Origin of the sequence: Paenibacillus sp. An7, assembly GCF_009870785.1 — a bacterium.
GTDB lineage: Bacteria > Bacillota > Bacilli > Paenibacillales > Paenibacillaceae > Paenibacillus.
The window spans coordinates 111,188-137,178 of record NZ_WTWX01000004.1 but is presented as its reverse complement, the minus strand read 5'-3'; the positions used below and the strand labels follow the sequence as shown (position 1 = coordinate 137,178).

The window sequence follows — 25,991 nt, the reverse complement described above, 5'->3', positions numbered from 1 at the left end:
GAGAGAGATAATAACTTTCTTTTGCTGATGCTTGAAATATACATAAGGCAAAAGAGAATGCAAGCCTGGTTTACATCTTCGACAGCCAGAATAACAAGGGAGGGAAATTCGAATTGAATTACTATCAACAAAGTAAAGAAGAAGTTCTCAGCAAAGTAAATAGTTCAGAACAAGGGATTTCCAGTACAGAAGCACAAAAACGACTGGACTCAGAAGGCTATAATGAACTGAAATCAAAAGATAGAGATCCCCTATGGAAACTTTTCCTAGATAACTTTAAAGACCCTATGGTCATTGTACTTCTCATTGCAGCTGCTGTTCAGCTTTTCCTTGGGCAATATATTGAATCTTTGATTATTTTCCTTGTTCTTGTTCTTAATGCCATCGTTAGTGTTGTGCAAACAAGAAAAGCAGAAAGTTCACTTGATGCCCTTCGTAACCTCTCTGCTCCGGAAGCGAAAGTCATTCGAGACGGACAACGTGTAACGATACCTGCCAGAGAACTTGTACCCGGCGACATTGTACTGCTTGAGGCAGGAGACAACGTGCCTGCAGATGGTCGTGTCATCGAATCAGGCAGCTTAAAAGTAAATGAAGGAATGCTGACTGGTGAATCGGAAGCGGTTGAGAAGCATACAGAGCCTATAGAAGGTGAAGTTGCTATTGGTGATCGCCTAAATATGGTATTTAGCGGTGCTCTTACTGTTTACGGCCGAGGAACGATTGTCGTTACCGCTACCGGAGAACAAACAGAGATTGGAAAAATTGCGGGTCTGATCGAAAGTGCAGAATCTAAGCAAACACCACTCCAGCGTAAATTAGATAAATTCAGTAAAAAACTCGGGATATTCATTCTCATCCTGTCCGTTATTATTTTCGGCGTAGAAGCAGCGCGTATCTACTTTAACAATAATTCCGTAGATATGACGGCATCGATCCTGAATGCTCTTATGTTCGCTGTTGCGGTTGCGGTTGCTGCGATCCCGGAAGCTTTATCATCCATTGTGACGATTGTTCTTTCCGTAGGAACGAATAAAATGGCAAAACAGCATGCGATTATTCGTAAATTGCCTGCGGTTGAGTCTCTAGGTTCGACAAGCGTCATTTGTACGGATAAAACGGGAACACTGACTCAAAACCGTATGACCGTGGTCGATTATTATCTGCCTGAAGGAACCAAAGAAGAATTTCCGGATGATCCAGATACGTTAACCGCTGCAGAACGAAGACTTTTGCACATTGCTGTCCTTTGTAATGATTCCCATATTAATGAAGAAGGAAAAGAACTCGGCGACCCAACGGAGATAGCGCTTATTGCGTTTAGCAATAATAAAAACAAACATTACCGAGAAATTCGAGATCAATTCCCACGGGAAGCAGAAATCCCTTTTGACTCGGATCGAAAACTGATGTCTACCATCCATACGTTTGATGGACAGAAAACTATTTTGACAAAAGGCGGACCTGACGTACTCTTCAGTCGTTGTAATCGTGTCTTCATCCACGGTGAAGAACAACCGCTCACAGATGAAATGATCGAACAGTTTCGTCATCAAAATGAAGAGTTCTCTAAACGAGCGCTTCGTGTTCTAGCATATGCCTATAAAAATATTCCTAATGAGACCACTGAAGTTAGTGTGAATGACGAGCATGACCTTGTTCTTGTCGGTCTTACCGCGATGATCGATCCTCCACGTGAAGAGGTCTTTGACTCCATTATGGAATCCAAAAAAGCAGGAATCCGTACGGTTATGATCACAGGCGATCATAAAACAACAGCTGAGGCTATTGGACGAGATATCGGACTCATGAGTGAAGGAGATATTGCAGTAACAGGTCAAGAACTTGACGCCATGTCTGAACAAGAGCTTGATCAAAAGTTAGAACATATCTCCGTCTATGCCCGTGTATCACCGGAAAATAAAATTCGAATTGTTCGTGCTTGGCAGAAAAAAGGCAAAATTACCGCAATGACAGGTGACGGAGTTAACGATGCTCCTGCATTGAAACAAGCGGATATTGGAGTTGCAATGGGAAGTGGTACGGACGTAGCCAAAGATGCGTCGGCCATGATTCTGACAGATGATAATTTCGTTTCTATTGTTAACGCCGTTGAAGTAGGTCGTACTGTATTCGATAACATCAAGAAAGCGATCGCTTATCTGTTCGCGGGAAATTTAGGTGCAATTATAGCGATTCTCTTCGCCTTGATTGTGGACTGGATTAATCCATTTACAGCGATTCAGCTCTTGTTCATCAATTTGGCGAATGACTCGCTTCCTGCCATCGCACTCGGGATGGAAAAAGCAGAACCAAATGTGATGTCGCGGAAGCCGCGTGATATTAACGAAGGTATCTTTGCCGGCGGAACGCTCACAGCAGTGATTACCAGAGGTCTCCTCATCGGGATCGCCGTTATTATCTCCCAGTATATCGGGCTTCAACATTCGCCGGAGATGAGTGTGGCTATGGCCTTTACAACGCTGATTTTGGCACGTACCCTGCAGACCTTTGCAGCACGATCCAATCAGCAAACCATTTTCCAGGTTGGCTTCTTGTCCAATAAGTATGTTATTGGAGCCGTCCTACTCTGTTTCGTTCTTTACGGTATTACTTTGCTTCCTGGTGTGCGCGGTATCTTCTCCATTCCAGCAACGTTTGGATGGAATGAGTTCCTTATTGCCGGTGGACTTGCCCTCGGCTCCGTACTGCTGATGGAAGTAATTAAATTTATTCGAGTAAGCATGCGTAAAGATGATAAGATCACTTCCTAACGAATGAATCTAAAAAGAGGCAGTCACGTATATGACGTGACTGCCTCTCCTTTATTACAATTCTTTTTACCTGCTGATAACACTTATGTTTACTTAAGTTACATCATATCAGTGAGTGCTTTTCTAGTTTTGAAATCTACATCCTTATAATACATATCTGCTACAAGCAGGTTAGGACCACAGCACTGAGCAGCGTCACAAAAACAGTTTACGGTCTGATTGAGTGGATGATTTGTCGTCCATTCTTCAAAAATATCATCAAGCTTCTTATTTTTAATGTTACCGAAGGCAGGGATATCTGCAAAATCCGTCACATACACATTACCGGTAAACATGTTCACATTAACCCGATTGCGACCATCCGGATCGTTACGAACCGTTACATTTGGCTCTTTATGCAATCTAGAAATTAGCTTGCGATCTTCCTCTCCTCCATTACAAGCGTAGAATGGAAGGGTTCCAAACAACATCCACATGTCTTTGTCTCTAGCATCCAGCAGTCCATGAATACTGGCTCGCATGTCATCTAAGGAAAGCACCGGCAGTGAAGCGGCAAAATTAGACGCATACATCGGGTGCACTTCATGACGTTTTGCCCCCATCTGTCCGATTAAACGATGAATACCAGCCAATTTATCATGCGTGCGATAATTAATCATGGATTCGGCTGATATAAACATTCCTTGCTCACTGAGTTTCAAAGAATTCTCCATCATTTTATCGTACATTCTTGCTGCTACTTCATAATTTACTGGCCGAGGACTGTTTGTAAATCCTACCTCATGCAAATCCTTAGCGCTTAGATAATTAAAGGAAATATGCATAACATCAAGATAAGGCAGCATTTTCTCATAACGACTCAGGTCAAGTGTCAGGTTAGAGTTAATCTGGGATCTTATTCCCCGTTCTCTTGCGTATTTCAGCAGCGGTACAATCATTTCATCTACCGTTTTTTCGAGAAAACTTGGTTCTCCGCCTGTCAAACTAATCGTTTCAAGATGCTCCACCTGATCCAGTGCCTTAATCATCTCAGAAACAGGCAGTGCAGGCGCCTCTTTCATGACAAGCATGTCTCCTACCGCACAATGTTCACAGCGCATATTACACAAGTGAGTCACTGTCATCTCTACACTTGTCAGCTTATGCTGCCCATATTTTCGCAGTGACATAATCGGGTCCCATGGATCATAAGACGGAGAAATCATTTGTAAAGAATTTGTTTCATGATTTAATAAACTCATTTTAATTCACCTTACTTCCTAAAATAAACGGATTGCATAAACCAATCCTTAACATTATTCATTTCGTATATCACATCTGTTTACCGAACAAAAATACCTCGTTATGTAAACTGAGGCTCTTCCGAAGTCATCATGACTGCCTCCCTGCCCACACCCGCAATCATAACGGATAAATGTTCCATTAAATCAAGATCATACGGAGTATGCAGCTTCCTGCCTTCCGAATCTTTAATAACTCGAACAACGGGACGATGCGGTGCTTCGGGATGAATACGAACAACAACTGCCGTGTCCCCGGTGATAAGCTGTACCGTAAGACCAATTGGATAAATAGCTACATAATCCCTAAAAACCTCCAAGATATGCTGATCATAGAGTGTTCCTGAACCCGCGAACAGCATTTCCACTGCTTGATGAGGCAGCAGAGCATTCTGGTATATACGGTTCGTGGTCATGGCATCATAAGAATCTGTAAGTGCAAGCAGTTTGCCATATTCGTGAATATCCGATCCCTTTAGGCCTTGAGGATAACCTTGACCATCCATTCGTTCATGGTGCTGAAGTGCACAATGTGCTGATAATAAAGGGATGCCAGGTTCATCTTTTAAAAGTTTGAATCCATATAACGTATGATTCTTTACGATTCCATATTCCTCAGGAGTCAACTTTCCTGGCTTTTGCAAAATGTGAGGAGGGATTTGAGTCTTTCCTATATCATGCAGCATCGCACCAAGACCGATCTCCATCAATTTGTTTTTGTCATAACCGAGTGCCTTACCAAGAATCAGAGAATGAATACAAACATTAAGAGAATGATCATACAAAGTGTGATCCATGGTATGCATTCCCGACATCATAATCATAACACCCGGCTGAGAACAAATATCCTCAAGGATCAGCTCCATCACACCGGTAAATTTTTTCCCTAAATAAGGATATTTATTTTTCATATTACCGCCTGCTAGACTGGTGAACTGCTCTTTAATTTCCTTCATAGCTCGGATTCTAGTTTCTTCTCGTAACATAACAGGAAACTCAATATCTTCCATGTGAGAATCCTGAATATATACATAACGAATACCCAACTGAGAGATTCGCTTGATCAGATGGGTTGTCAGTTCAATTTGTTCCCTGAGTAAAACAATACCCTCATCATTATATATTCGCTTGCCGAGTTTCATCCCCGGCTCAAGCATAGCAATGGGTACAAGACGCAAGGTCACCCTCTCCTGCCTACATTAAAATGCTCTCTAACCGTTCCTTTACCTCGATATGGCTTGATGCCAACGGGCTGACGAACTTTCTTCTAGTGACTCTGGTCTTTGCAGTTCTATACCGAGCAAGTCTCTAATAAACTCGGGTAATCGATAGGATAAATCGGTCCCTAAAGACAGACTTTCATAACCAATATTAAATGTAAACATATCAAGCGTCCCTACTTTATAAAGCTGCTCATCCCTAAGAACCGTTCCCTGAACACGAATCTCCGTGATCTTATGATAAGGAGGCAGCGAATCATCATAATATACTTCAGCACCATCAAGACACAAATTTCCCATTTGATAACCTCGGAAGCCAAAACCTTTGAATACCAGCTCTCTAAATTCAGGAAGCAGACTTTGTTCTAGCGCTCTGCGCAAATCTGACCCTTTTAACTGAATTGTACACGCATTTATGGGAGAAGGACATAAAGAATGTAACATACCCTCCGTAATATTTCCTGCTGGGAGCGCCCCTAAAAGTTGACCTGCATTCACAATTGAGAGTTCTGCCCCTGTAAATTGTCTTACTGCTTGAGCTAATAAATTACCAAAGGGGGATTCCACATCCCAAGAAATCGGAAGTTCTCTGTCTGTAATCGCTACGGTCCGGCTCAGCTTCATCTCAGCCTGCTCACGATGAGCAAGAATGGCCGCAGTTACATTTTCATCTAAAAGCATCTCTTTTACCGGATAACATCCGCCAGAAACCAAAGAAAAACGCTCCTGTCCAGGATGACGTTCGAGGGTTACTTTCCCCAAATACTGACCGTATTTTCCCGCGCCGCAGACCACAGTATGATTGATGAGCAGCGGTTCTTTAAGCACATGATGTGTATGTCCCCCGAGAATCACATCAATCCCTTCTATTATTTCGGCTATTCTCTCATCCATCATAATACCTAAGTGAGACAATACAATCACAATATCAACCTGATCCCTTATCTCGGCAACCTGACTTCGGAGTGTATCCATCGGATCAAGTGCTTCAAGCCCAATGAGTTCATAAAAAGAGTTAAACGGAGCAGTCGCTCCGAGGAGTCCAATCCGAATCCCGCCTTTATTTAGGATATGATAGGGTTCCATCCATAGGGGAGGTTTCCCTGTGCTTTTTGATAGGAGGTTCCCACAGACAACCGGACATAAAATTCCTGCATATGCTTGATCAAGAATGTCTGCTGTAAACGTTAGACCTTCATTATTTCCGATTGTAATCGCATCATAGCCTGTCATATTGATGATATCTATATTTGCACCGCCCATCGTGCCCTCTGTCTCTACGGCCATCCGGTCCATATGATCTCCTATATCAAGAACGAGCACTTCTTCTCCGGATGAAGATTGTTCTTTAGCTTCATGAATCATCGCTGCGAGCGAGCCCATTTGTTCAAAATGACTATGGATATCATTCGTGTGAAGAATGGTAAGTATTTGTTTGTGTGAAACGTTCATCTTCGTTCCCTCCTCCGGAAAAATGATACAGCCTGGCCCTTATTTCCTGTTTCCTCTAATAGATAAGCATAACATTTCTATGTTAGATATGATATATTAAAAGGGTTTACCAAGCAAAAATGAGGTGAAAAAATGAAAATAACCGTTTTATTATTTGCTGGAATAGCTGAAAGAATTGGCAAATCCAGAGTCGAACTTACGTTAACAGAATCTACAACAGCTGGGCAAGTAAAAGAAGAACTCATTCATCAGTATCCGGACGCTGCGGGACTAATCGAAAGTGCAATTATTGCCATAAACCAAGAATACGCACCCTCACATTCACTGCTGAATTCAGGCGATGAAGTCGCCCTCATCCCGCCTGTTTCTGGTGGAGATGGTACTACTTCGGGGTCCGCTGAACATGAAGAGATCCACACAACGTCAGATGGTCTATATACAATTGGGTACGCTCCGCTGTCTGTAGAACAAGTAACCGATAAAGTCATCACTCCTAATCATGGAGCTTCCCTATCCTTTGTTGGTACCACACGAGAAATGACAGGCGATCAGCGGACAATTCTCCTTGAGTATGAGGCTTATATTCCTATGGCTTTATCTATGATGCAAACGATAGGACAAGAAATAGACCAACGCTGGCCTGGAACGCGGTGTGCTATCTCTCATCGACTGGGTAAAGTAGGAGTTGCAGAGGTTAGTGTAGTCATCGCAGTTTCTTCTCCTCACCGAGCTGATTGCTATGATGCCAGCAGATACGCTATTGAACGTCTAAAAGAAATTGTGCCTATATGGAAAAAAGAAGTATGGGCAGACGGGTCCGAGTGGAAGGGCCATCAGACCGGACCGTGGAATCCCAAAACATGACCGTTTCCTTTAACAGGTCATTGTCATACCATTTTTTTCTTGTTATGATCATTTTAAATTCAATGCTTAAAGGTGGTTTATTTGTTTGAGATTACATGTCACCGATCTTAAGCCCGGTCAGTTACTGGAAAGTGATGCATTTAATCATTCCGGTGTGCAGCTGATGCCAGCAGGCTCTCTCCTTGATGATTCTGATATTAATAGACTTAAATTACACGGTATTGATTATGTAAACATTGCGGATAGTGTACAGCTGCCCGATTTCCCTGCTCCTGTTGTCCTTTCGTCACCAGGGGAATCACTTATGAAGCTGGTTCCGCTGTTTGATACAACGATGGCAGGAACTGCAACTATTTTCAAGCAAGCGATGAACTCTGGAACCATTGCTATGAACGAGGTTGATGAACTGCTTCAACCGATGACTGAGCAGCTTGTCGAGCAGAAGGATGTTGTCTCACTGCTCCTGCTTTTAGACCGGGATGATGAGTATACATATAACCATTCAGTCCAAGTAGGCATTCTCACGTTTTATATGGCCTCTTGGCTCGGTTATTCAGCAGAGGACTGTTATAACATCTCTAAAGCAGGATATCTCATCGATATCGGAAAATCAGTAGTTCCACAAGAACTATTGCATAAGCCTGGCAAACTCAGCACCGAAGAATTTCGAATTATGAAAAAACACGCAAAACAAGGACATGAGATTATTCTTGCGTCCACAGGAAATGAACTCCTTGCTCTGCCTGCACTTCAGCATCATGAACGGGAAGATGGAAGTGGATACCCCTACGGGTTGCGCAAGGATGACATCCACCCTTATTCGCGTATAGCGGCTGTAGCAGACGTATACAGCGCCATGACTACCACTCGTGTATATCAATCCAAACAAGAGTATATCTCTGTCCTATGTGAGCTGTACGGCCTTAGCTTTGGTCAATTGAATGCAGAAGTCACCCAAAATTTTATCAAAAACTTGCTGCCGAATTTCATCGGTAAAAAAGTCCTGCTCACTACCGGTGATACTGGCATGATTGTAATGAACAATCCAAATGATTATTTCAGGCCTCTTGTAAAAACCCCTCATGGGTTTATTGATCTAGCGAAGCATCGTTATATCACAATTGTAGAAATTTATATTTAACAGTAACGAACTAGAACAGATACATAAAGCCCTATCAAGTTATTTATAGTCATCAAGCTAACCATGACTACCAAGCTAACCATGTCTATCAAGTTGCCTATGACTGTCAAGCTACCTATAATTATCAAGTCATCTATGACTGATGTGATGTCCCTTTAAATTTATTGCATGCGTTGTCTATAACCAAACAGCTAAAGATAACAAAAAGGCTGAGGAATCTTTCCTCGGTCTTTTCTTATCTTTGAATTCAGATAAATTAGAAACCAAACAAACTGTAAACCAATTCCATTTCCCTAAACTAACTGTTATACTGTATTTAGAAAATTACCTAAATATAGATATGTTGGTGAAATCCATGTTTAACACATTTAAAGCTCTATCCGATCCTACGAGAATGAAGATCCTTGAATTATTGAGAAAAGAAGACTTGACCGCAGGAGAAATTGCAGACCATTTCCATATGACAAAACCAAGCATTTCACATCATTTAAGTATTTTAAATCAAGCTGATTTAATTCACGCAGAGAAAAAAGGACAGTTCATTCACTACTCTCTTAACACAACGATGATTCAAGAAATTATGTACTGGGCACTGAAATTTAACAAGGAATAAAACAAAATGTACCGTGTTTATTTTTTAAATGAGGGGAGTTTGAGTCATATGGTAAAAAAGAATCTCTTTTCACTCGTATTCATCTGTATAACGATGATCCTAGGTTTATTTGCTTACCCATTCTTGCCTGAAACATTAGTTATTCAATTTGGAGCAGATAATACACCTACGAATACCGCACCTAAGCTTGTGGCCTTGGCCATCGTTCCTGGTACCATGCTTCTGCTTCTACTCACCCGTGAAAATGCTAAACGTCTTGTTCATCGTGCAAATCTTCTAGAAGTCACATTGATTTACAAGATTTCACTATTCATTTTGCTCGGAATCCAAATTGCGCTGATTTTATACGGATTAGGTTACCATTTTAATTTCTACATGCTTGGAAATATAACTGTCAGCATCATCTTTATCATTGTTGGTAATTATCTATACCGAGCGAGAAGTGGCTACGGTTTTGGATTTGCCAATCGCTGGACCTTATCAAACGAAACCGTGTGGAAAAAAACACACCAACTGGCTTCTGTCGTTTTTATTCTGGCTGGAATTCTTACTTTTGTGCTTAATATCATGGGTGGTTCTATGCTAGGGTATAACATTAGCATATTTGCTAGTGGTGTCGTCATTTGTTATATCGGGTCTTACCTCTTTTATCTTACAAATAAAAACAATAGCATATCGTAATCTCTGCATCTATAAACACTCACAGAGAAAGCAGGGTTAGAAACTCAAGATATTAAGGAAGTAAGAAAACATTTTTAAATAAATTGATGTAAAAATAAATTGATATAAAAAGAAGAAGACGAACTTTAAAAGTTCGTCTTCTTTATTTGAGAAAGCTTTTTGATCGGCTACAAATGTAGCACGTTAGTTCATAACCCTCTAAAGTTCTTCTATGACTGGATTAACCGATAGAACCTTCCATCTCAAACTTGATGAGACGGTTCATCTCTACCGCATATTCCATAGGAAGTTCTTTGGTGAATGGCTCGATGAAGCCCATTACGATCATTTGCGTAGCTTCTGCTTCGGACAAACCACGGCTCATCAGATAGAACAGTTGCTCTTCCGATACTTTGGATACTGTAGCTTCGTGTTCCAACGTAATGTTGTCGTTCATGATCTCATTATAAGGAATCGTATCCGAAGTGGACTCATTATCTAGAATCAATGTATCACATTTGATATTGGATTTTGCCCCTTCTGCGTTACGTCCAAATGATGCCAATCCACGATACGTTACTTTACCACCATGTTTACTGATGGATTTGGATACAATTGTAGACGTTGTATCTGGTGCAAGGTGAATCATTTTAGCACCTGCATCCTGATGCTGTTCTTTACCAGCAACCGCAATGGAAAGTACAGAACCTTTTGCACCGCGGCCTTTCAGAACAACAGCTGGATATTTCATCGTCAGTTTGGAACCAATGTTACCATCGACCCATTCCATCGTTGCATTCTCTTCAGCAACCGCACGTTTTGTAACCAGATTATAAATGTTTGGTGCCCAGTTTTGGATCGTTGTATAACGAACGCGAGCGTTCTTCTTGGCAATGATTTCAACAACCGCACTATGCAGGGAATTTGTGCTGTATACAGGAGCTGTACAGCCTTCTACATAATGAACGAAACTATCTTCGTCAGCAATGATCAAAGTACGCTCGAATTGACCCATATTTTCGGAGTTAATCCGGAAGTAGGCTTGAAGCGGCACTTCACATTTTACGCCTTTTGGTACATAGATAAAGCTTCCGCCTGACCATACCGCACTATTAAGTGCAGCAAACTTGTTATCCGCCGGAGGAATAACCGTAGCGAAGTACTCTCTCAAAATTTCTGGATGTTCTCTGAGTGCAGTATCCGTGTCCATGAAGATTACACCTTGATCTTCCAGTTCTTTCTGCATGTTGTGATATACAACCTCAGATTCATACTGAGCAGATACACCAGCAAGGAACTTTTGCTCTGCTTCAGGAATACCCAATTTATCGAATGTTTCTTTAATTTCTGTTGGTACTTCTTCCCATGTTTTACCTTGTTTCTCAGAAGGTCTTACATAGTATTGGATTTCCTCGAAGTCGAGACCATCAAGATCTCCACCCCATTTTGGCATATCCATTTTGTAAAATTGTTTCAGAGACTTCAGACGGAACTCAAGCATCCATTCTGGTTCTTCTTTAATACGGGAAATTTCTCTTACTACTTCTTCAGTCAGACCTTTACCCGTTTTAAAAATGGATTGGTGTTCGTCACGAAAACCATATTTATATTCTTCCATTTCTGGAGCTTTTTTAGCCATCGGGGTCTACCTCCCTATCGTTATTGTGATTTGTGATCCTCATCAATCCCTTTACGCAGTGCATTCCATGCAAGGGTTGCACACTTGATACGCGCCGGGAATTTATTTACACCGGATAGGGCTTCAATATCTTCGTATTCGTCAAATTCTTGTTCCTCTCCTTGCATCAAGGAGGAGAAACGTTCTGCCAAGTTCAAAGCTTCTTCCATCGATTTGCCTTTAACAGCCTCTGTCATCATGGAAGCAGAAGACATACTGATCGAACAGCCATCTCCTGAATACTTTGCATCCTCGACAATCCCGTCTTTAACTTTTAGCTGCAATGAAATCCGGTCACCGCAAGTCGGATTGTTTAAATTTACTGTGACTGCGTCATCAGCAAAAGTACCCCGATTCCGCGGATTTTTATAGTGGTCCATAATTACGCGCCGATACAGATCGTCAAGTTGCATCACTAAAATACTCCTTTGTCTGGATTAAGGCGCTGACAAGACGGTCAACGTCTTGCTCAGTATTATATAGATAAAAACTAGCTCGTGCAGTGGAACCTACTTCAAGCCACCGCATAAGCGGCTGACAGCAGTGGTGCCCTGCACGGATCGCTACCCCGCTTGCATCAAGTACGGTCGCTACATCATGAGGATGAACACCCTCTAGATTAAACGTCGCCAGTCCAACGTGACGTTTCTTAGGACCGTAAATGGTGATTCCTTCAATCTCAGATAACCGATCCATAGCATAATTCGCTAAAACACTCTCATGTCTTGCAATCTCGTCCATGCCAATTTCCTCAAGGAAATCAATAGCCGCACCGAGACCTACTGCGCCAGCGATAATCGGAGTTCCTCCTTCGAATTTCCAAGGGAGTTCTTTCCATGTGGATTCGTATAATCCAACATCATCAATCATTTCGCCGCCAAATTCGACCGGCTCCATGGACTCAAGCAGCGCCTTCTTGCCATAAAGTGCACCGATACCGGTCGGGCCACACATCTTGTGTCCAGACAAAGCATAGAAATCACAGTCTAAATCCTGAACATCAACTTTCATGTGCGGAGTACTCTGAGCCCCATCGATGACCATAACAGCGCCATGACGATGAGCAATCTCAGCGATCTCTTTCACAGGGTTGATTACACCAAGGACATTAGATACATATGCCATAGATACGATTTTGGTTTTTGGCGTAATGGTTGATTCCGCATCAGCCAATGACACACTGCCATCTGGCTGAAGCGGAATATATTTTAGAACAGCACCTGTTCGTAAAGCAAGTTGCTGCCAAGGTATGAGATTACTATGGTGTTCCATAGGAGTAATGACAATTTCATCACCTTCAGAAAGTACAGAAGGACCATATGAGGAAGCAACAAGATTTAATGCTGTTGTTGTACCTCTTGTGAATATGATCTCTTGTGTACGTCTTGCATTGATGAATTTGGCTACTTTTTGACGGGCACCTTCATACGCATCTGTGGCACGGCTGCCCAGTGTATGAACTCCGCGGTGCACGTTAGAGTTCTCCCACTCATAATAATGTTTTACGGCTTCTATAACAGCAATCGGCTTCTGAGAAGTCGCTGCACTATCTAAATATACCAACGGATGCCCATTGATCTCTTGACCTAAGATGGGAAATTGTTTCCGAATCTCTTCGGCGTTCATTGTCCTAATTTCCTTTCAACGAGAGACTGCAGTTGAACTTGCAATTCTTTCATTGGAATATCAGAAATAACAGGAGCTAAAAATCCGTAAATGATCAATCTTTCCGCATCCGTACGGGAAATACCGCGTGACATTAAATAGAAAATTTGTTCTGCGTTCACTTGACCTACAGAGGCAGCGTGGCCCGCTGTAACATCATCTTCATCAATGAGGAGAATTGGGTTCGCATCTCCACGTGCTTTCGGGCTAAGCATAAGAACACGTTCTGTCTGCTGACCATCTGCTTTGGTTGCACCCTTTTCAATTTTGGTAATACCATTGATAATTGCTGTTGCTTCTTCTCTCATAACCGCGCGAGTAATCATCTGACTTGAAGAGCTCTTACCAAAGTGTTTCGCTTGTGTGGTGTAATTCAGTTTTTGAGAACCAGCACCTACAGCAATTGTTTTTTGATCGGATGTTGAACCATTGCCTTTTAGCACAGAAAGCGTATCACTTGCCGTATTGCCAATGTTCATCTCTCCCACGATCCACTCAATGGAACCATCATTCTCTACAACGGCGCGGCGGAAGGATACATCCGTCACTTGGTCACCAAACTGGTGAACCGTTGCAAAGCGAACTTTTGCACCTGCTTTTACAAATACTTCGGCTACCCCAATATGAGATACTTCTGCACCCAGTTGTCCAGATACATAGTTATCTACATAGGTTACTTCGCTGTTCGTATCGGCAATAATCAGAATATGTGGTGCAAATGCTGCAGTACCATCATCAGACAACAAAATTGCCTGAACCGGTTTGTCGAGAACCACATTACGAGGAACATAGAGGAATACTCCTCCGTTCCAGATTGCAGAATGAAGCGCAGCAAGCTGGTGTTCATCTGATTTTACTGCTGTATGAAGGTGTTTTTTAACAAGATCTTCATGTTCACGGACTGCTGTTTCTAGGTCCATGAAGATAACACCTTGATCTGCGAGCTCCTTGGAAAGATTACTATACACAACACCGGAATTACGCTGAATCAGCAAAGTTCCGTCTTCTTCTTCTCTGATCAAAGAGTGAATGGTTTCAGGAGCTTCTTCCAAAGAGATTGCGTTAGCTGCTTTATATTGACCGTATGCTGAAATATTCCAACGTTCGATTTTTGTTTTTTCCAGTTTCGGAAGCTCAAGGCTCCCAGCAAGTTCAAGCGCTGCTTGGCGCTGTTCTGCGAGCCAAGCCGGCTCATTTTTGCTTTCGGATAACGCACGAAGCGCTACGGAATCAACCGGAAGAATGGTTTGTGTTGTCATTTACTTTTGTCCTCCTCCGTTAATCTTTACGCTTCTTGTCCTACAGTTTCATCTTCAATACCAAGTTCTTCTTTAACCCAGTCATAACCTTCTGCTTCCAAACGTTCAGCAAGTTCAGGACCGCCGGATTTTACGATACGACCTTGCATCATAACGTGAACAAAATCAGGTTTGATGTAGTTAAGCAAACGTTGGTAGTGAGTGATGATGAGGAATCCGCGATCTTCGCTCTTCATTGCATTTACACCATTTGCTACAATGCGAAGTGCATCGATATCAAGACCGGAGTCAATTTCATCAAGAATAACAAGTGATGGATCAAGCAGCATCATTTGCAAAATTTCGTTACGTTTTTTCTCACCGCCGGAGAAGCCCTCATTCAGGTAACGATGAGCAAACTCAGGATTCATCTCAAGTTCTTTCATTTTACCTTCCATTTGACGGATGAATTTGATAAGAGAGATTTCGCTTCCCTCTTCACGACGTGCATTAATTGCACTACGCAAGAAGTCGGAGTTTGTTACACCGGCAATTTCACTTGGATACTGCATAGCCAGGAACATACCTGCACGAGCACGCTCATCAACTTCCATTTCTAGTACATCTTCACCGTTCAATGTTACCGAGCCGCCAGTAACTTCATATTTCGGGTGGCCCATGAGTGCGGAAGCTAAAGTACTTTTACCTGTACCGTTAGGACCCATAATTGCGTGGATTTCTCCACCTTTCATGCTAAGGTTAATTCCTTTCAGAATTTCCTTACCTTCTATTTCTGCTTTAAGTCCTTCAATGACGAAATTTGTAGCCATATGTGCCTTAACCTCCAATAAAATAATTTCATAGTCGAAATCATATTGTTTATCTAAATAGGGTCGCCCCTTGATTTCCAGTTTCGCTTTACAAAGCATCACTTTATAATAATTCTAAACTGATTCTCAATGATTCTCAAGTCATTTATGTTAAAAAGTTTACAGACTGCAGAAAGAAAATCCCCTTCTCCCCCTAAAACTCTCCACAACTTGACAGCAACACTACACTGTAACCACTGATACATATGAGTCTATATGAAATAGGGTACCGAATCAAATGAGATTCGTTTTTTTCACAATTTCATTATAATTCCTTCATCGTTAACCAAAAAGGCTGACCTTATAAGGTCAGCCTTTTTGGACTCTTTATTTTTCCTTTATAATTAAGCAAGATAGGAACGAAGCATCCACATATGTTTCTCAAGATCAGCTTGGAATCCAGTAAGCATGTCTGCTGTAGGCTGATCACCTGCTTCGTCTGCTGCTTCAATACCCTCAGCATACTCTTCGGACAAGGTAGCAAAGTCTTCAATAATATTTTGCACCATTGTTTTAGTATCTTCACCGCCAGCTGCTTCTTGAATGGAAGCAAGCTCAAGATATTCTTTCATTGTTGCGGCAGGGCTACCTTTAATAGTAAGGAGACGTTCCGCAATTTCATCCATTTGGAGAGTAACTGCATTATACAATTCTTCAAATTTCACATGAAGTGAGAAGAAGTTTGGACCCGTAACATACCAGTGATAGTTATGGATTTTCACATACATCACATTCAGGTTCGCAACCTGACGGTTTAGAATTTGTTCTACCCCTGTTTTAGTCTGTGTTTTATTGGTTGATTTAGCCATTGATATCCCATCCTTTTTTAATTTAATGTAACTTTCCAATCTTTATGTAGATCAGAAATCCTTCTATTTGGTGAAGATCAGATGCTGCTTTTCTTCTCTTCGCTGCTATTTTAAATTTACCCTTTCGCCTAGTTAATGAAACAAATCTCTCAACTGACTTCTAATATAAATAGTTTCTCTAATCGGATAATTGTTCCAAAAAAACGCTATAAAATTGAAGAGTAATCCGATATACTGATATACCAAGTAAAGAAGTTGGTTTTATTCTTTATCATATACTTTAACGGAGGTGCCTACCTTGTCTTCATATCATCCTTTAACTCTTGATGAAGCAATGCAATTGTCTCAGAAAGTACCGGATCTATTTGATGCAAACAGTAAACTAGCCTGCCAGGAAATTGGTGATGGTAATCTGAATCTCGTCTTTCATATTACAGATACGAATTCCCGCAACAGTGTGATCGTTAAACAGGCTTTGCCTTATGCCAAAATTGTTGGTGAATCATGGCCCCTATCGCTAGACCGCGCAAGAATTGAACGTGAGGTACTACAGGAAGAGTATAGAATCTGCCCTGGATCTGTTCCGGAAGTATATTATTATGATGATGAACTTGCTCTAACCATCATGGAAGATCTCAGTGATCATGTCATCATGAGAAAAGGATTGATTGAAGGAAACCACTATCCTCTGTTTTCCAAACATATCGGAGAATTTATGGCTCGGACACTTTTTTATACGTCAGATCTAGCGATGGATCAATCTCTTAAGAAAGAAAAAGTTAAGAAATTCGTAAACCCAGACCAATGTAAAATTACAGAAGACCTTATTTTTGAAGAGCCTTATCGCTTATCTGAACGAAACAATTATTCTCCTTCTATTGAGGATGAAGCAGAGGCGCTTCGTACGGATAGAGAGTTGCATTTGGAAATTTCCATTTTACGAGAAAAGTTTCTTACTGAGGCGCAAGCCCTGCTTCACGGGGATCTTCATACAGGCAGTATTTTTGTTACATCAGAATCTACAAAAGTAATCGACCCGGAATTCGCTTATTATGGACCTATGGGATTTGATATCGGTGCCGTTCTTGCAAATTTGCTTCTGCACTATGTATCTATACCAGGATGGATTATAGACGAAGCCGCCGCCACCGCACGTGCAGAAGAACTGCTTCTAATGGTTCAGAATGTATGGACCGAGTTTGAACACCATTTCTGCGAACTTTGGGATCAAGATGTTCAGGACTATATGGCTCGTACCAATGGCTATCAAGAGTTCTATATAGCTAAACTCCTTCAAGACAGCGCTGGATTCGCTGGAAGCAAAATGATTCGCCGCATTGTCGGACTCGCGCATGTAGCGGATATCGATACCATTAGCAATGAAACAATTCGAGAACAAGCTGAACGAACAGCACTCTCCATTGGCAAAAACCTGGTGAAAAATCACCGCCGGATTACATCCATTACAGACTTGATGAATCTCGTTACAGACGCCAGCAAAGGAAAGGTAGGACAACGATGAGCAATTTCAGCACAAATACCACGAATACCACCAATACAGAGTTTAATCCATTAATTTCACTAAACTGGAGAGGAGATCGACTTGAACTTCTCGATCAGAGACTGCTGCCTGAATCCATTGTTATGCTTGACCTCTATACACCGGAAGAGATATGGGATTCCATTCATTCCATGAAAGTGCGGGGTGCTCCGGCAATCGGTATCGCAGCAGCTTTTGGCGTGGTGCTTGGTGCAGGCCAGTATCAGAATGAGGATGTTGCTGGGTGGCTTGATAAAGTGAAGAAAGTATGCGATTATCTCGCGACTTCAAGACCTACCGCAGTAAATCTATTTTGGGCACTGGACCGTATGTATGCAGCCGCTGTACAACTTAGCAAGGACCCGAATTCCCTCTCTATTTCTGCATTAAATGAACGTCTAGCACAAGAAGCCATTGCGATCCGCGCAGAGGATGAAGAAGTATGCAGACGGATTGGTGAGCATGCCTTGCCTTTATTCCAAGACGGAATGGGAGTACTGACTCACTGTAACGCAGGAGGACTAGCTACAGCTAAATATGGTACCGCTACGGCTCCTATGTATCTTGCTAAAGAACAAGGAATTCATCTCAAAATTTTCGCAGATGAGACCCGTCCCGTTCTCCAAGGTGCTCGTTTAACGGCATTTGAACTGCAGCAAGCAGGTATTGATGTAACGCTTATTACTGATAACATGGCTGGGATGGTAATGTCTAAGGGCTGGATTCAAGCGGTTATTGTAGGTACCGACCGTGTAGCCGCTAATGGGGATGTGGCAAATAAGATTGGAACTTATAGTGTTGCTGTACTCGCTAAAGCACATGGGATTCCTTTTTATGTAGCTTGCCCGATGTCAACCATTGACCTGAATACACCGACAGGCGCACATATTCCGATCGAGGAACGTGCACCGGAAGAAGTGACAGAAGGATTTGGCAAGCGAACTGCACCCCAAGGAATCAAAGTATTTAATCCCGCATTTGATGTGACACCAAACGAGTATGTAACAGCTATTATTACGGAAAAAGGAATCATCCGCGCTCCTTTTGATCAAAATTTAAAAGCTTTATACTCTGTACCAATTTCGTAACGTTATTGTAGTTATTAAATGGATTACTCCGTTAACGAGTATGATTTCATCTGATTTATTTGTTAAGCAGCCCCCGTTCAGAAGGGGCTGCTTTGTTTTTGAAGAGCTAAGAATTCAGCTGCTTTACTCATATCATTCTAATCAAGGCTTCTACTCCGGTCATACCAGGTACGATCCCTAATTTTTCGGCTTCATGTGTTACAGATTCCATTGGTGCTGCCAGCAGTTCCGCAATGGTTTTCACCCCTACTGCTCTAGCTGCAATAATCTGCCGCTGCCCCAAACGCTCATTAAGTAATCCTACATCGAGCGCACCGCACATAATATATCCTTTTGATGTCGAAACCGTAATGAGTGTCGTTTTAGGTAACTTCACTTCCACGGCAGTAAGGGTATATTCTCCAACTTGAACCGGTTCTAATGTTACCATTTGCGTAAAACACCCCCTTCGCTTTTACGTCTCGACATCATATTCCTAGGTCTTATAAATGGTGTGGACAGTAGCGGAGCACCCATTTATTGATAAAACATGTCCTACAACCTATGAAACTCCCGAATTTGATCTCTTACTATTCGTTCTTTTGAAATTTTATACGTCTATTGTACTATTCATCCTTGCATTTTAATGATATAGTTAAAAAATACATATCCAAAAAATGTAACAGAAATCTGCAGCGTGGGGTAAAATAAAAACATGAACAAGTCCATATCATCAAACATAAATCATGAACAAGCCTTTTTATTTAATGTAGATATCATGATTCACAGCCGCACCAATGCCCTTGCCTTGCAAGCTTTGCTTGAAATTCTTAATGAACCGGAAGGAATCAGTGACTTTCGCATACAGTCCGGCATTGAGCTGGGTACAAGAATCAAAGAAGCTTTACACGAGTACCCTTCAGCGGATCCTAGAGCGGTCAGTATGGCAGACAAACCGCAATCCTATGCAGCAACTCAACCGTATTCTACACCTGCTTCCACGTGTCCTTCTGACGAATGGATCAATTCTGCAATGCAAGCAGGCAGACTCATTCGAATCCATATTAGTGACAACAAGGGCCAACAAAAAAGCATCCCTTGTCGTATATTAAATTATGATCAAGGAACCAAGTTAGTAAGCATTTATCACGTTGATGAGAAACAGGTGTACTCTATTCATACTTCCGAAATCGAAAAATACGTATAAAAGAAACGGCTTCTCTCAACAATAGAGAGAAGCCGTTTCTTTTATACTTTCTTCAAAGCGGTAACGGCTAGGCAGACCCAGCCAGCAATAAAACTAACACCGCCAAAAGGAGTTATAGCTCCTAATGGACCAATACCACTTATACTTAGCACATATAAACTTCCAGAGAATAATATAATACCAATAAATAATAGCCTAGCTGACCAGGCAAGTAACTTAGATTCACCGAAAACTTTTGCAATAACTCCAATTACAATGATGCCGAGTGCATGGATCATGTGATACTGAACACCTGTTTCATATACTGAAATCTTGTCCTCACCAATGATAGGTTCTAACATATGTGCACCAAATGCACCAATCATAACAGAAAGCATGACTAGAATTGAACCGATGCCTATCCATTTTTTTGCCACTTCCATTTCACTCCTTGTTCCTGTTGTCTTTCTATTATCTTACCTCAACTGGTTTCCCCTATGCTATCTAAAGTGAGGTTTGTCACTAAACTGCAACATTCAGATCGGTACTCACGTTCTCCTTTCTCTTGCTTTTTCGAAAGATTTATGAAACATTAAATGGTAAAACAGAAAATAAGGAGTATACGGATGGATAAATTCGAGCAGGTTCATGAAAGGGATACCACGAAACAAGAAGAGGTAACAGAAGTGATTAATCCTTATGGAACATTTCAGCCGCCAGTAACTCCGCTGAAACACTCAGGTCCTGGAATCGCTTCTCTTGTACTGGGAATCCTATCTCTTGTCACCTACATTACGATTCTTGCCTTAGCACCGGCTGCAGCCAAAGATATTTTACAGAGCAATTCTCCTGAAGCAATGCTTGAGAGCATTTATGTAATCATTATCGGCGTTCTGATCCTTGTTGGATTATTCCTTAATCTAATTGGTATGATTCTGGCGATTATTGGCCTAACCCTGAAAAATCAAAAGAAAATTTTTCCTATTATTGGAATGGTTATTCATGGAATCATCTTACTTATGATCATCGGTTTTTCTAGTCTAAGTTTTATTTAAGAGGAAATGAGATATCATTTTGCTACAAATGTCTATATGCATTATAATAGAACTGTATGTTATAAATGAATTTTTTCTAAAAAGGGGATTAAGATGTCGCGAATTAAAATTTTTGCGGACAGCACCAGTGATTTACCTGAGACTTGGGTCCAGCAACATGAGGTTGGTATTGTTCCACTTTATGCCGTGTTTGGCGATGAATCGTTAAAAGATGGTGTTGAAATTAGCCCCGAACAGCTGTATGCAAGGGTAGATCGTGAAGGTCGCCTTCCAAAAACGGCAGCACCTTCTCCTGCTGATTTTATGGCTTCTTTTGGTCCTTACATAGATCAGGGCTATCAGGTTTTATTTATTAGCCTTTCATCTGAGCTTTCTTCTACTTATCAAAATGCACTCATCGCTTCAGGCGAATTTCCTGACGGTAACGTTACCGTGTTTGATTCACTTAATTTATCTTCCGGAATTGGCGTAATGGTGATGAAAGCAGTTCAAGCTGCGGAACAAGGAAAAACCATCACTGAGATTGTAGATCTACTGACTGAGATGAGACCAAAAGTAGAAATCGAGTTTGTCATTGATACACTTGATTATCTGTACATGGGCGGCCGCTGTTCAGGAATGCAAAATCTAATCGGTAGTCTTCTCAAAATCAGGCCTGTAATCAAGGTGACTGACGGAAAGATGACGCCCGCATATAAAGTTAGAGGCAAACGCGAAAAAGCCATTGACCAAATGATGAATAATGCACTGAGCAATGTCGAAGTAATGGATAATGATACCATTATCGTTGTTCATTCCATGTGCGAAGAAGATGCACTTTCCATTCAGAAGACTTTACACGAAAAGACCAAAGCAAAACATATTGAAATGGCTACAGCAGGTTGTGTTGTTTCAAGTCATTGTGGACCTAAAACGATTGGACTCGTTTATGTGAGAGCTTAGTACAACAAGAAGAAGACCGTTCCCATATAGGAACGGTCTTCTTCTTTGTTGTACCATACGATAGCTTGAAGAAATACGGAATTAACATTAATATGTTTTTGTTTTGAGTTCATCCAAGCTTTTGAATGTATAACCCTGTGCTCTTGCTGCATCAATAATCTGCCCTAAGGCCTCTGTGTTATCCTTAGACACCGAATGAAGTAAAATCACTGCACCTGGATGTAGCTGTTTCATCACTTGATCGTAGGCATACTGAGCACCATGCTGTACCTTTGTATCCCAGTCTTTATAAGCAATAGACCAGAACACATTAATATAACCTTCCTTCTTACTGACAGTAAGAGAACGTTCGCTGAAAATCCCGCGTGGCGGACGAAGATAAGGGATTTCTTTGCCCGTTAAAGCAAACACTTCCTGTTTGACTTTATCTAGTTCTTCTTTAATCTTGGTATCGGGTGTTACGCTCAGATCAGGATGACTCCAAGAGTGATTCCCTACAATGTGGCCTTCCTGACTCATTCTTTTGACCAGATCAGGCTGATCTTTCAAATAATGTCCTGTAACAAAAAATGCCGCTGGTACTTTCTTAGCCTTAAGCACATCTAGTATCGCAGGTGTATACCCGTTTTCATAACCATTATCAAACGTTAGATACAACTCTTTTTGTGAGGTATCCCCAAGAAATATCGCTTCATTTTTTTCGAGAATTCCTTTGAAGCCTTCCTCATTGATGGATGCAAGCCCACCATCTTTACTTTTTTTGAAACCAAAGTGATACGCATCTTTCACAGGGGAAGCCTGTATATAGTGGACACCAGCACTAGTCATGATCAAGATGATCATAACGCTGACCATAAACCACTTTTTCATCATGAATCCGCTCCTATCATCTACACAGTTATGTTACTTAAGATAATATGAGCAAGAATCCCGTTTTTTATGTCAAACTTACAGGTTATACTGTTAAATTCGGTACCCCTTCTTCCATTCTTGTTCGGAAATGATATGTAGAAGTTCATGAACAACATTCGATTTATCGGTATGAGATAACCAGCTTCGTGCTGCTTCAATGGCCTGTATTTGACCGCGACCTTCGTCCTTCCATGTCAGCAATTCCACAATTTTGATCAGTAGTGCCATCATCTCTGTGTTATCCTGTTCTTTTTTTTCGGCACGCATTTTATGGAACAATGCCTCTTGTTCCCAATCTAACAGTATTTCCTGACCAATCGTTGGTCTCATTAGTGTATATCCTTGTCGGCAACTCTCGCAACGTACGGTGACCACCTGTTCTTCTACAAAATGTACTTTTACTTCTTGAGTACACGTTGGGCATTTAAACTGTACATCTATATGTAATGGCTGCTTTTTCTCTTTCATGGTGGTGCCTCCTATATTTTTCTTAACTGATCATGTTTACCCCGAAATGAAACATTTAAATCGGATGATCCTTTTTCTTCATGATATAATTAAAAATAAATGAAGTTTGTGTTACGTTCCGTCATTTTATTTTAGGAGGATTATAGAGTTGAAATCAATAAAAAAATCATCTTTCACTCCAAAAGTGATCTGGCTTACCGGCTTATCGGGCTCAGGTAAAACTACACTTGCCACTCACCTGAAGGAAGTGTTAATGGAGCAAGGTTATCCGTGTTATATTCTTGATGGAGATCAGGTACGAAAAGGACTTAATCAAGATCTTGGTTTTAGCCCGACAGACCGCAAAGAAAATTTACGCCGCATAGGCGAGGTTTCCAAACTTTTTCTCGACGCAGGTCTTTTCGTAATTGCTGCGCTTATCTCTCCTCATGAAGAAGATCGCCAAATGGTAAAAAGAATGTTTGGACCCGGGCAATTTGTTGAGGTTTATGTAAATTGTTCACTTGAGGTATGTGAAGCAAGAGACCCAAAAGGCCTATACCTCAAGGCAAGAAAAGGAGAAATCCTCCATTTTACAGGTGTTTCGGCACCTTATGAAATACCAAATAAGCCCGATATCATTATTGATACCGAGCTTCTGGATATTAAAAATTCCATTGCTAAATTAATGCAAGAATTGGACAAGTTATAAGAACTAAAATTTCAATCTACTAACGAAGGGTGATCGTTTGATTTATAAAGACACCCTCGTCTGGTAGGATAACAACTGTCCGAATACGCCTTCCTCGTCGCTTGCAAGTCCCTCATACTCTCCTTGCTGCATAACCTTGCCATCCTCAAGAACAATCACTTGATCTGCGTTACGAATGGTCGATAACCGATGAGCGATTACTATAATCGTCATTGATCCTTTCAGTCTGTCCAAAGCCTCCTGAATTTGCAATTCGTTTTGGCTATCCAGGGCGCTTGTAGCCTCATCCAAAACCAGAATAGAAGGATTTCGTAAGATTGCTCTTGCCAGTACAATCCGCTGCCGTTCTCCCCCAGATAAACGTAATCCGCGGTCTCCAATCACTGTATCTAGCCCTTGTGGCAGCTTTTTAACAAACCCAGCAGCTGCAAACTCTAACGATTCCCATAACTCTTCTTCTGTGGCATGAGGCCTAACTAGGAGCAGATTATCACGTATACTCGAGTGGAATAAAAAAGGATCTTGTGAAACATAACTGAGAGACTGCCTCCAGTGCACCCGCTGTTCTTGTTGCAGAGGAAGCTGATCAAGCATAATTCGTCCTGCTGTCGGCTCTATAAGTCCCATTAGAAGATCAATGAACGTACTTTTCCCTGCTCCTGATCGTCCTACCACAGCGGTCATTCCATTAATAGGGATAAAAGCATTAATTCCGTGAAGGGCATCCTTTTTTTGCCCAGGATAACGATAAGAGAGCTGTTCATACCGAATACCTTGATTTAGAAGGATCGGCATTACATCAGATTGAAGTGATTGGTTTACAAAGTGCAAATCATTGCTTTCTTTCGCTAGTTCGCATTCGCCCTGCAACTGCATCAGGCTTCGAAAGGCAGGAATCATTGATACAATATATTCGATACTTGTTTGTATCATTGAAAATCTCGGCCATAACCTTGAGAAAATGACGATCAATAGTAGCATTGACTCTCCTTGAGACGCAAACAAATGCAAAGAAGAGTATACAAATAAGGCAATAATAACGACCGCACTAATCTGATAAATGAGCTGGGTAGCCGAATTAAGTTTAATGAAATCAACCATGTTTTTTTCCATTCGTAAACACAGTCCCCGAAATCCCTGAATATGCTGTTCTTCAAGACCATTGCTTTTTATATCTTTCATCCCATTGAAATGTTCTACAATTTCTGTCATATACTGCTGTGACAAATCCGAAGTGTGATCTCCAAGTCTTTTTGCTTTATGCACAAAAGGCCGAAGAAGAAAGAAAAGTACAGTAGCACTACCAAGCACCATTAACGTTAGCAGTGGAGACAACCAAAAAGCAAAAGCAATTTGAATTAAGGTAAAAATGGAGGCTGAAGTCAGCCGTAAAAGAAGCGTTGTGCCCTGACTAACACGCGCGAGTTCTGAGGTTAAGATATGACTAAAATCGGATTTACGCTTACTCATAAATAGCTCCCACTTCGAATGAAGTAGAAGCTGATAGGTTTCATAACGAAGCGTATGTACAAAATGCTGTTGAATTTGCGAACTGAGTATCGTCTGGTTTCGTTGTAAAAATGCTTGAAAAGCTACAATGCTGATAAACATAAACAAAACCACTGCAAGCTTAGAGTCTGCGGGTATATGCTGAATTATAGACTGTAACCATTCTAGTGGTATTGATCCACCAAAACCAGTGTCAACAATACCAATAGCAGCGAGCATCGGGATGAGCATGTAAATACCTGCTCCCTCTAGAATGCTGATTAAAACCATACAGATAATGTTTACAACCAGTTTACCGCCCGTAATGGCGTAGAGTTTCTTCATGTAGAGCTTTAATTCTTTCATATTCTATCTCCCT

At 41.3% G+C, this 25,991-nt stretch carries 25 protein-coding genes; 11 read left to right on the top strand and 14 right to left on the bottom strand.

Annotated elements, in window-relative coordinates:
* Nucleotides 1–113: 113 nt before the first annotated feature.
* A complete protein-coding gene (locus tag GQY27_RS07460; protein WP_160032924.1) occupies nucleotides 114–2,774 on the top strand; it encodes a cation-translocating P-type ATPase in 2,661 nt (886 codons plus the stop codon).
* 98 nt (nucleotides 2,775–2,872) lie between these two features.
* Here GQY27_RS07460 and yfkAB read toward each other — a convergent pair whose 3' ends face one another.
* The 3 genes from yfkAB to GQY27_RS07445 form a co-directional block, all read right to left on the bottom strand.
* On the bottom strand, nucleotides 2,873–4,015 hold the full coding sequence (yfkAB, locus tag GQY27_RS07455) for a radical SAM/CxCxxxxC motif protein YfkAB (protein WP_160032923.1): 1,143 nt from the start codon (nucleotides 4,013–4,015) through the stop codon (nucleotides 2,873–2,875).
* Between the two features lie 101 nt (nucleotides 4,016–4,116).
* Nucleotides 4,117–5,232, bottom strand: coding sequence for an HD-GYP domain-containing protein (locus tag GQY27_RS07450; protein WP_236570525.1), 1,116 nt, complete (start codon nucleotides 5,230–5,232; stop codon nucleotides 4,117–4,119).
* A 45-nt stretch (nucleotides 5,233–5,277) separates the two neighbouring features.
* Nucleotides 5,278–6,726, bottom strand: coding sequence for a bifunctional metallophosphatase/5'-nucleotidase (locus GQY27_RS07445; RefSeq protein ID WP_160032922.1), 1,449 nt, complete (start codon nucleotides 6,724–6,726; stop codon nucleotides 5,278–5,280).
* A gap of 132 nt (nucleotides 6,727–6,858) precedes the next feature.
* On the opposite strand from GQY27_RS07445, the gene moaD reads away from it, so the two are divergent.
* The 4 genes from moaD (at nucleotide 6,859) to GQY27_RS07425 (ending at nucleotide 10,025) form a co-directional block, all read left to right on the top strand.
* The gene (moaD, locus tag GQY27_RS07440; protein ID WP_160032921.1) at nucleotides 6,859–7,590 is read left to right on the top strand and encodes a molybdopterin converting factor subunit 1; all 732 of its coding nucleotides are present in this window, start codon (nucleotides 6,859–6,861) and stop codon (nucleotides 7,588–7,590) included.
* Nucleotides 7,591–7,675: 85 nt separating this feature from the next.
* On the top strand, nucleotides 7,676–8,731 hold the full coding sequence (locus GQY27_RS07435) for an HD-GYP domain-containing protein (protein ID WP_160032920.1): 1,056 nt from the start codon (nucleotides 7,676–7,678) through the stop codon (nucleotides 8,729–8,731).
* A 355-nt stretch (nucleotides 8,732–9,086) separates the two neighbouring features.
* Nucleotides 9,087–9,344 carry an autorepressor SdpR family transcription factor gene (locus GQY27_RS07430; RefSeq protein WP_160032919.1) on the top strand — a complete coding sequence of 86 codons (258 nt, stop codon included), beginning with the start codon at nucleotides 9,087–9,089 and terminating at the stop codon, nucleotides 9,342–9,344.
* Nucleotides 9,345–9,392: 48 nt separating this feature from the next.
* Nucleotides 9,393–10,025, top strand: coding sequence for a DUF1648 domain-containing protein (locus tag GQY27_RS07425; RefSeq protein WP_160032918.1), 633 nt, complete (start codon nucleotides 9,393–9,395; stop codon nucleotides 10,023–10,025).
* Between the two features lie 220 nt (nucleotides 10,026–10,245).
* On the opposite strand, the gene sufB is transcribed toward GQY27_RS07425, so the two are convergent.
* From sufB to GQY27_RS07395, 6 genes are all read right to left on the bottom strand, one after another.
* On the bottom strand, nucleotides 10,246–11,643 hold the full coding sequence (gene sufB, locus GQY27_RS07420; RefSeq protein ID WP_160032917.1) for a Fe-S cluster assembly protein SufB: 1,398 nt from the start codon (nucleotides 11,641–11,643) through the stop codon (nucleotides 10,246–10,248).
* Between the two features lie 20 nt (nucleotides 11,644–11,663).
* On the bottom strand, nucleotides 11,664–12,095 hold the full coding sequence (gene sufU / locus GQY27_RS07415; protein ID WP_160032916.1) for a Fe-S cluster assembly sulfur transfer protein SufU: 432 nt from the start codon (nucleotides 12,093–12,095) through the stop codon (nucleotides 11,664–11,666).
* Nucleotides 12,085–13,308: a cysteine desulfurase gene (locus GQY27_RS07410; RefSeq protein WP_160032915.1), complete on the bottom strand. Its 1,224-nt coding sequence runs from the start codon at nucleotides 13,306–13,308 to the stop codon at nucleotides 12,085–12,087. The genes sufU and GQY27_RS07410 overlap by 11 nt, the downstream gene beginning before the upstream one ends.
* Nucleotides 13,305–14,606, bottom strand: a complete 1,302-nt coding sequence (gene sufD, locus GQY27_RS07405) for a Fe-S cluster assembly protein SufD (protein WP_160032914.1) — start codon at nucleotides 14,604–14,606, stop codon at nucleotides 13,305–13,307. Before sufD ends, GQY27_RS07410 begins: the two co-directional genes overlap by 4 nt.
* Nucleotides 14,607–14,632: 26 nt before the next feature.
* Complete coding sequence (gene sufC / locus GQY27_RS07400) at nucleotides 14,633–15,415, bottom strand: Fe-S cluster assembly ATPase SufC (RefSeq protein WP_160032913.1); 783 nt, start codon at nucleotides 15,413–15,415, stop codon at nucleotides 14,633–14,635.
* Between the two features lie 383 nt (nucleotides 15,416–15,798).
* Nucleotides 15,799–16,263, bottom strand: a complete 465-nt coding sequence (locus tag GQY27_RS07395) for a Dps family protein (protein ID WP_160032912.1) — start codon at nucleotides 16,261–16,263, stop codon at nucleotides 15,799–15,801.
* 298 nt (nucleotides 16,264–16,561) lie between these two features.
* On the opposite strand from GQY27_RS07395, the gene mtnK reads away from it, so the two are divergent.
* Both mtnK and mtnA read left to right on the top strand, forming a co-directional pair.
* On the top strand, nucleotides 16,562–17,785 hold the full coding sequence (mtnK, locus tag GQY27_RS07390; protein ID WP_160032911.1) for an S-methyl-5-thioribose kinase: 1,224 nt from the start codon (nucleotides 16,562–16,564) through the stop codon (nucleotides 17,783–17,785).
* A complete protein-coding gene (mtnA, locus tag GQY27_RS07385) occupies nucleotides 17,782–18,891 on the top strand; it encodes an S-methyl-5-thioribose-1-phosphate isomerase (protein ID WP_160032910.1) in 1,110 nt (369 codons plus the stop codon). Before mtnK ends, mtnA begins: the two co-directional genes overlap by 4 nt.
* A 127-nt stretch (nucleotides 18,892–19,018) precedes the next feature.
* Here mtnA and GQY27_RS07380 read toward each other — a convergent pair whose 3' ends face one another.
* The gene (locus GQY27_RS07380) at nucleotides 19,019–19,321 is read right to left on the bottom strand and encodes a YunC family protein (RefSeq protein WP_160032909.1); all 303 of its coding nucleotides are present in this window, start codon (nucleotides 19,319–19,321) and stop codon (nucleotides 19,019–19,021) included.
* Between the two features lie 264 nt (nucleotides 19,322–19,585).
* Here GQY27_RS07380 and GQY27_RS07375 point away from each other — a divergent pair, with 264 nt between their 5' ends.
* Nucleotides 19,586–20,077, top strand: coding sequence for a hypothetical protein (locus GQY27_RS07375; protein ID WP_160032908.1), 492 nt, complete (start codon nucleotides 19,586–19,588; stop codon nucleotides 20,075–20,077).
* A 41-nt stretch (nucleotides 20,078–20,118) separates the two neighbouring features.
* Here the strand turns inward: GQY27_RS07375 and GQY27_RS07370 are convergent, their stop codons facing one another.
* Nucleotides 20,119–20,493 (bottom strand): DUF423 domain-containing protein, encoded by a 375-nt coding sequence (locus tag GQY27_RS07370; RefSeq protein WP_160032907.1) that lies wholly within the window; start codon nucleotides 20,491–20,493, stop codon nucleotides 20,119–20,121.
* A gap of 189 nt (nucleotides 20,494–20,682) precedes the next feature.
* Between GQY27_RS07370 and GQY27_RS07365 the strand changes: the two genes are divergently transcribed.
* Nucleotides 20,683–21,111: a hypothetical protein gene (locus tag GQY27_RS07365; protein ID WP_160032906.1), complete on the top strand. Its 429-nt coding sequence runs from the start codon at nucleotides 20,683–20,685 to the stop codon at nucleotides 21,109–21,111.
* Between the two features lie 93 nt (nucleotides 21,112–21,204).
* Nucleotides 21,205–22,053: a DegV family protein gene (locus GQY27_RS07360; RefSeq protein ID WP_160032905.1), complete on the top strand. Its 849-nt coding sequence runs from the start codon at nucleotides 21,205–21,207 to the stop codon at nucleotides 22,051–22,053.
* 87 nt (nucleotides 22,054–22,140) lie between these two features.
* Here the strand turns inward: GQY27_RS07360 and pdaA are convergent, their stop codons facing one another.
* Nucleotides 22,141–22,881 (bottom strand): delta-lactam-biosynthetic de-N-acetylase, encoded by a 741-nt coding sequence (gene pdaA, locus GQY27_RS07355; RefSeq protein WP_442950891.1) that lies wholly within the window; start codon nucleotides 22,879–22,881, stop codon nucleotides 22,141–22,143.
* Nucleotides 22,882–23,016: 135 nt separating this feature from the next.
* Nucleotides 23,017–23,433, bottom strand: coding sequence for a hypothetical protein (locus tag GQY27_RS07350; protein ID WP_160032904.1), 417 nt, complete (start codon nucleotides 23,431–23,433; stop codon nucleotides 23,017–23,019).
* 148 nt (nucleotides 23,434–23,581) lie between these two features.
* Here GQY27_RS07350 and cysC point away from each other — a divergent pair, with 148 nt between their 5' ends.
* Nucleotides 23,582–24,124 (top strand): adenylyl-sulfate kinase, encoded by a 543-nt coding sequence (cysC, locus tag GQY27_RS07345; RefSeq protein WP_236570524.1) that lies wholly within the window; start codon nucleotides 23,582–23,584, stop codon nucleotides 24,122–24,124.
* A 42-nt stretch (nucleotides 24,125–24,166) separates the two neighbouring features.
* Here cysC and GQY27_RS07340 read toward each other — a convergent pair whose 3' ends face one another.
* On the bottom strand, nucleotides 24,167–25,978 hold the full coding sequence (locus tag GQY27_RS07340; RefSeq protein ID WP_160032903.1) for an ABC transporter ATP-binding protein: 1,812 nt from the start codon (nucleotides 25,976–25,978) through the stop codon (nucleotides 24,167–24,169).
* Between the last annotated feature and the right edge of the window lie 13 nt (nucleotides 25,979–25,991).

What these genes read in the sequence shown, in the direction of transcription:
- GQY27_RS07360 (WP_160032905.1), top strand. Translation starts at nt 21,205, where the DNA reads ATGTCGCGAATTAAAATTTTTGCGGACAGCACCAGTGATTTACCTGAG.
- yfkAB (WP_160032923.1), bottom strand. Translation starts at nt 4,015, where the DNA reads ATGAGTTTATTAAATCATGAAACAAATTCTTTACAAATGATTTCTCCG.
- GQY27_RS07445 (WP_160032922.1), bottom strand. Translation starts at nt 6,726, where the DNA reads ATGAACGTTTCACACAAACAAATACTTACCATTCTTCACACGAATGAT.
- GQY27_RS07395 (WP_160032912.1), bottom strand. Translation starts at nt 16,263, where the DNA reads ATGGCTAAATCAACCAATAAAACACAGACTAAAACAGGGGTAGAACAA.
- GQY27_RS07365 (WP_160032906.1), top strand. Translation starts at nt 20,683, where the DNA reads ATGGATAAATTCGAGCAGGTTCATGAAAGGGATACCACGAAACAAGAA.
- moaD (WP_160032921.1), top strand. Translation starts at nt 6,859, where the DNA reads ATGAAAATAACCGTTTTATTATTTGCTGGAATAGCTGAAAGAATTGGC.
- GQY27_RS07425 (WP_160032918.1), top strand. Translation starts at nt 9,393, where the DNA reads ATGGTAAAAAAGAATCTCTTTTCACTCGTATTCATCTGTATAACGATG.
- mtnA (WP_160032910.1), top strand. Translation starts at nt 17,782, where the DNA reads ATGAGCAATTTCAGCACAAATACCACGAATACCACCAATACAGAGTTT.
- pdaA (WP_442950891.1), bottom strand. Translation starts at nt 22,881, where the DNA reads ATGACTAGTGCTGGTGTCCACTATATACAGGCTTCCCCTGTGAAAGAT.
- GQY27_RS07430 (WP_160032919.1), top strand. Translation starts at nt 9,087, where the DNA reads ATGTTTAACACATTTAAAGCTCTATCCGATCCTACGAGAATGAAGATC.
- GQY27_RS07375 (WP_160032908.1), top strand. Translation starts at nt 19,586, where the DNA reads ATGAACAAGTCCATATCATCAAACATAAATCATGAACAAGCCTTTTTA.
- GQY27_RS07380 (WP_160032909.1), bottom strand. Translation starts at nt 19,321, where the DNA reads ATGGTAACATTAGAACCGGTTCAAGTTGGAGAATATACCCTTACTGCC.
- sufC (WP_160032913.1), bottom strand. Translation starts at nt 15,415, where the DNA reads ATGGCTACAAATTTCGTCATTGAAGGACTTAAAGCAGAAATAGAAGGT.
- sufB (WP_160032917.1), bottom strand. Translation starts at nt 11,643, where the DNA reads ATGGCTAAAAAAGCTCCAGAAATGGAAGAATATAAATATGGTTTTCGT.
- sufD (WP_160032914.1), bottom strand. Translation starts at nt 14,606, where the DNA reads ATGACAACACAAACCATTCTTCCGGTTGATTCCGTAGCGCTTCGTGCG.
- GQY27_RS07410 (WP_160032915.1), bottom strand. Translation starts at nt 13,308, where the DNA reads ATGAACGCCGAAGAGATTCGGAAACAATTTCCCATCTTAGGTCAAGAG.
- sufU (WP_160032916.1), bottom strand. Translation starts at nt 12,095, where the DNA reads ATGCAACTTGACGATCTGTATCGGCGCGTAATTATGGACCACTATAAA.
- GQY27_RS07350 (WP_160032904.1), bottom strand. Translation starts at nt 23,433, where the DNA reads ATGAAAGAGAAAAAGCAGCCATTACATATAGATGTACAGTTTAAATGC.
- GQY27_RS07340 (WP_160032903.1), bottom strand. Translation starts at nt 25,978, where the DNA reads ATGAAAGAATTAAAGCTCTACATGAAGAAACTCTACGCCATTACGGGC.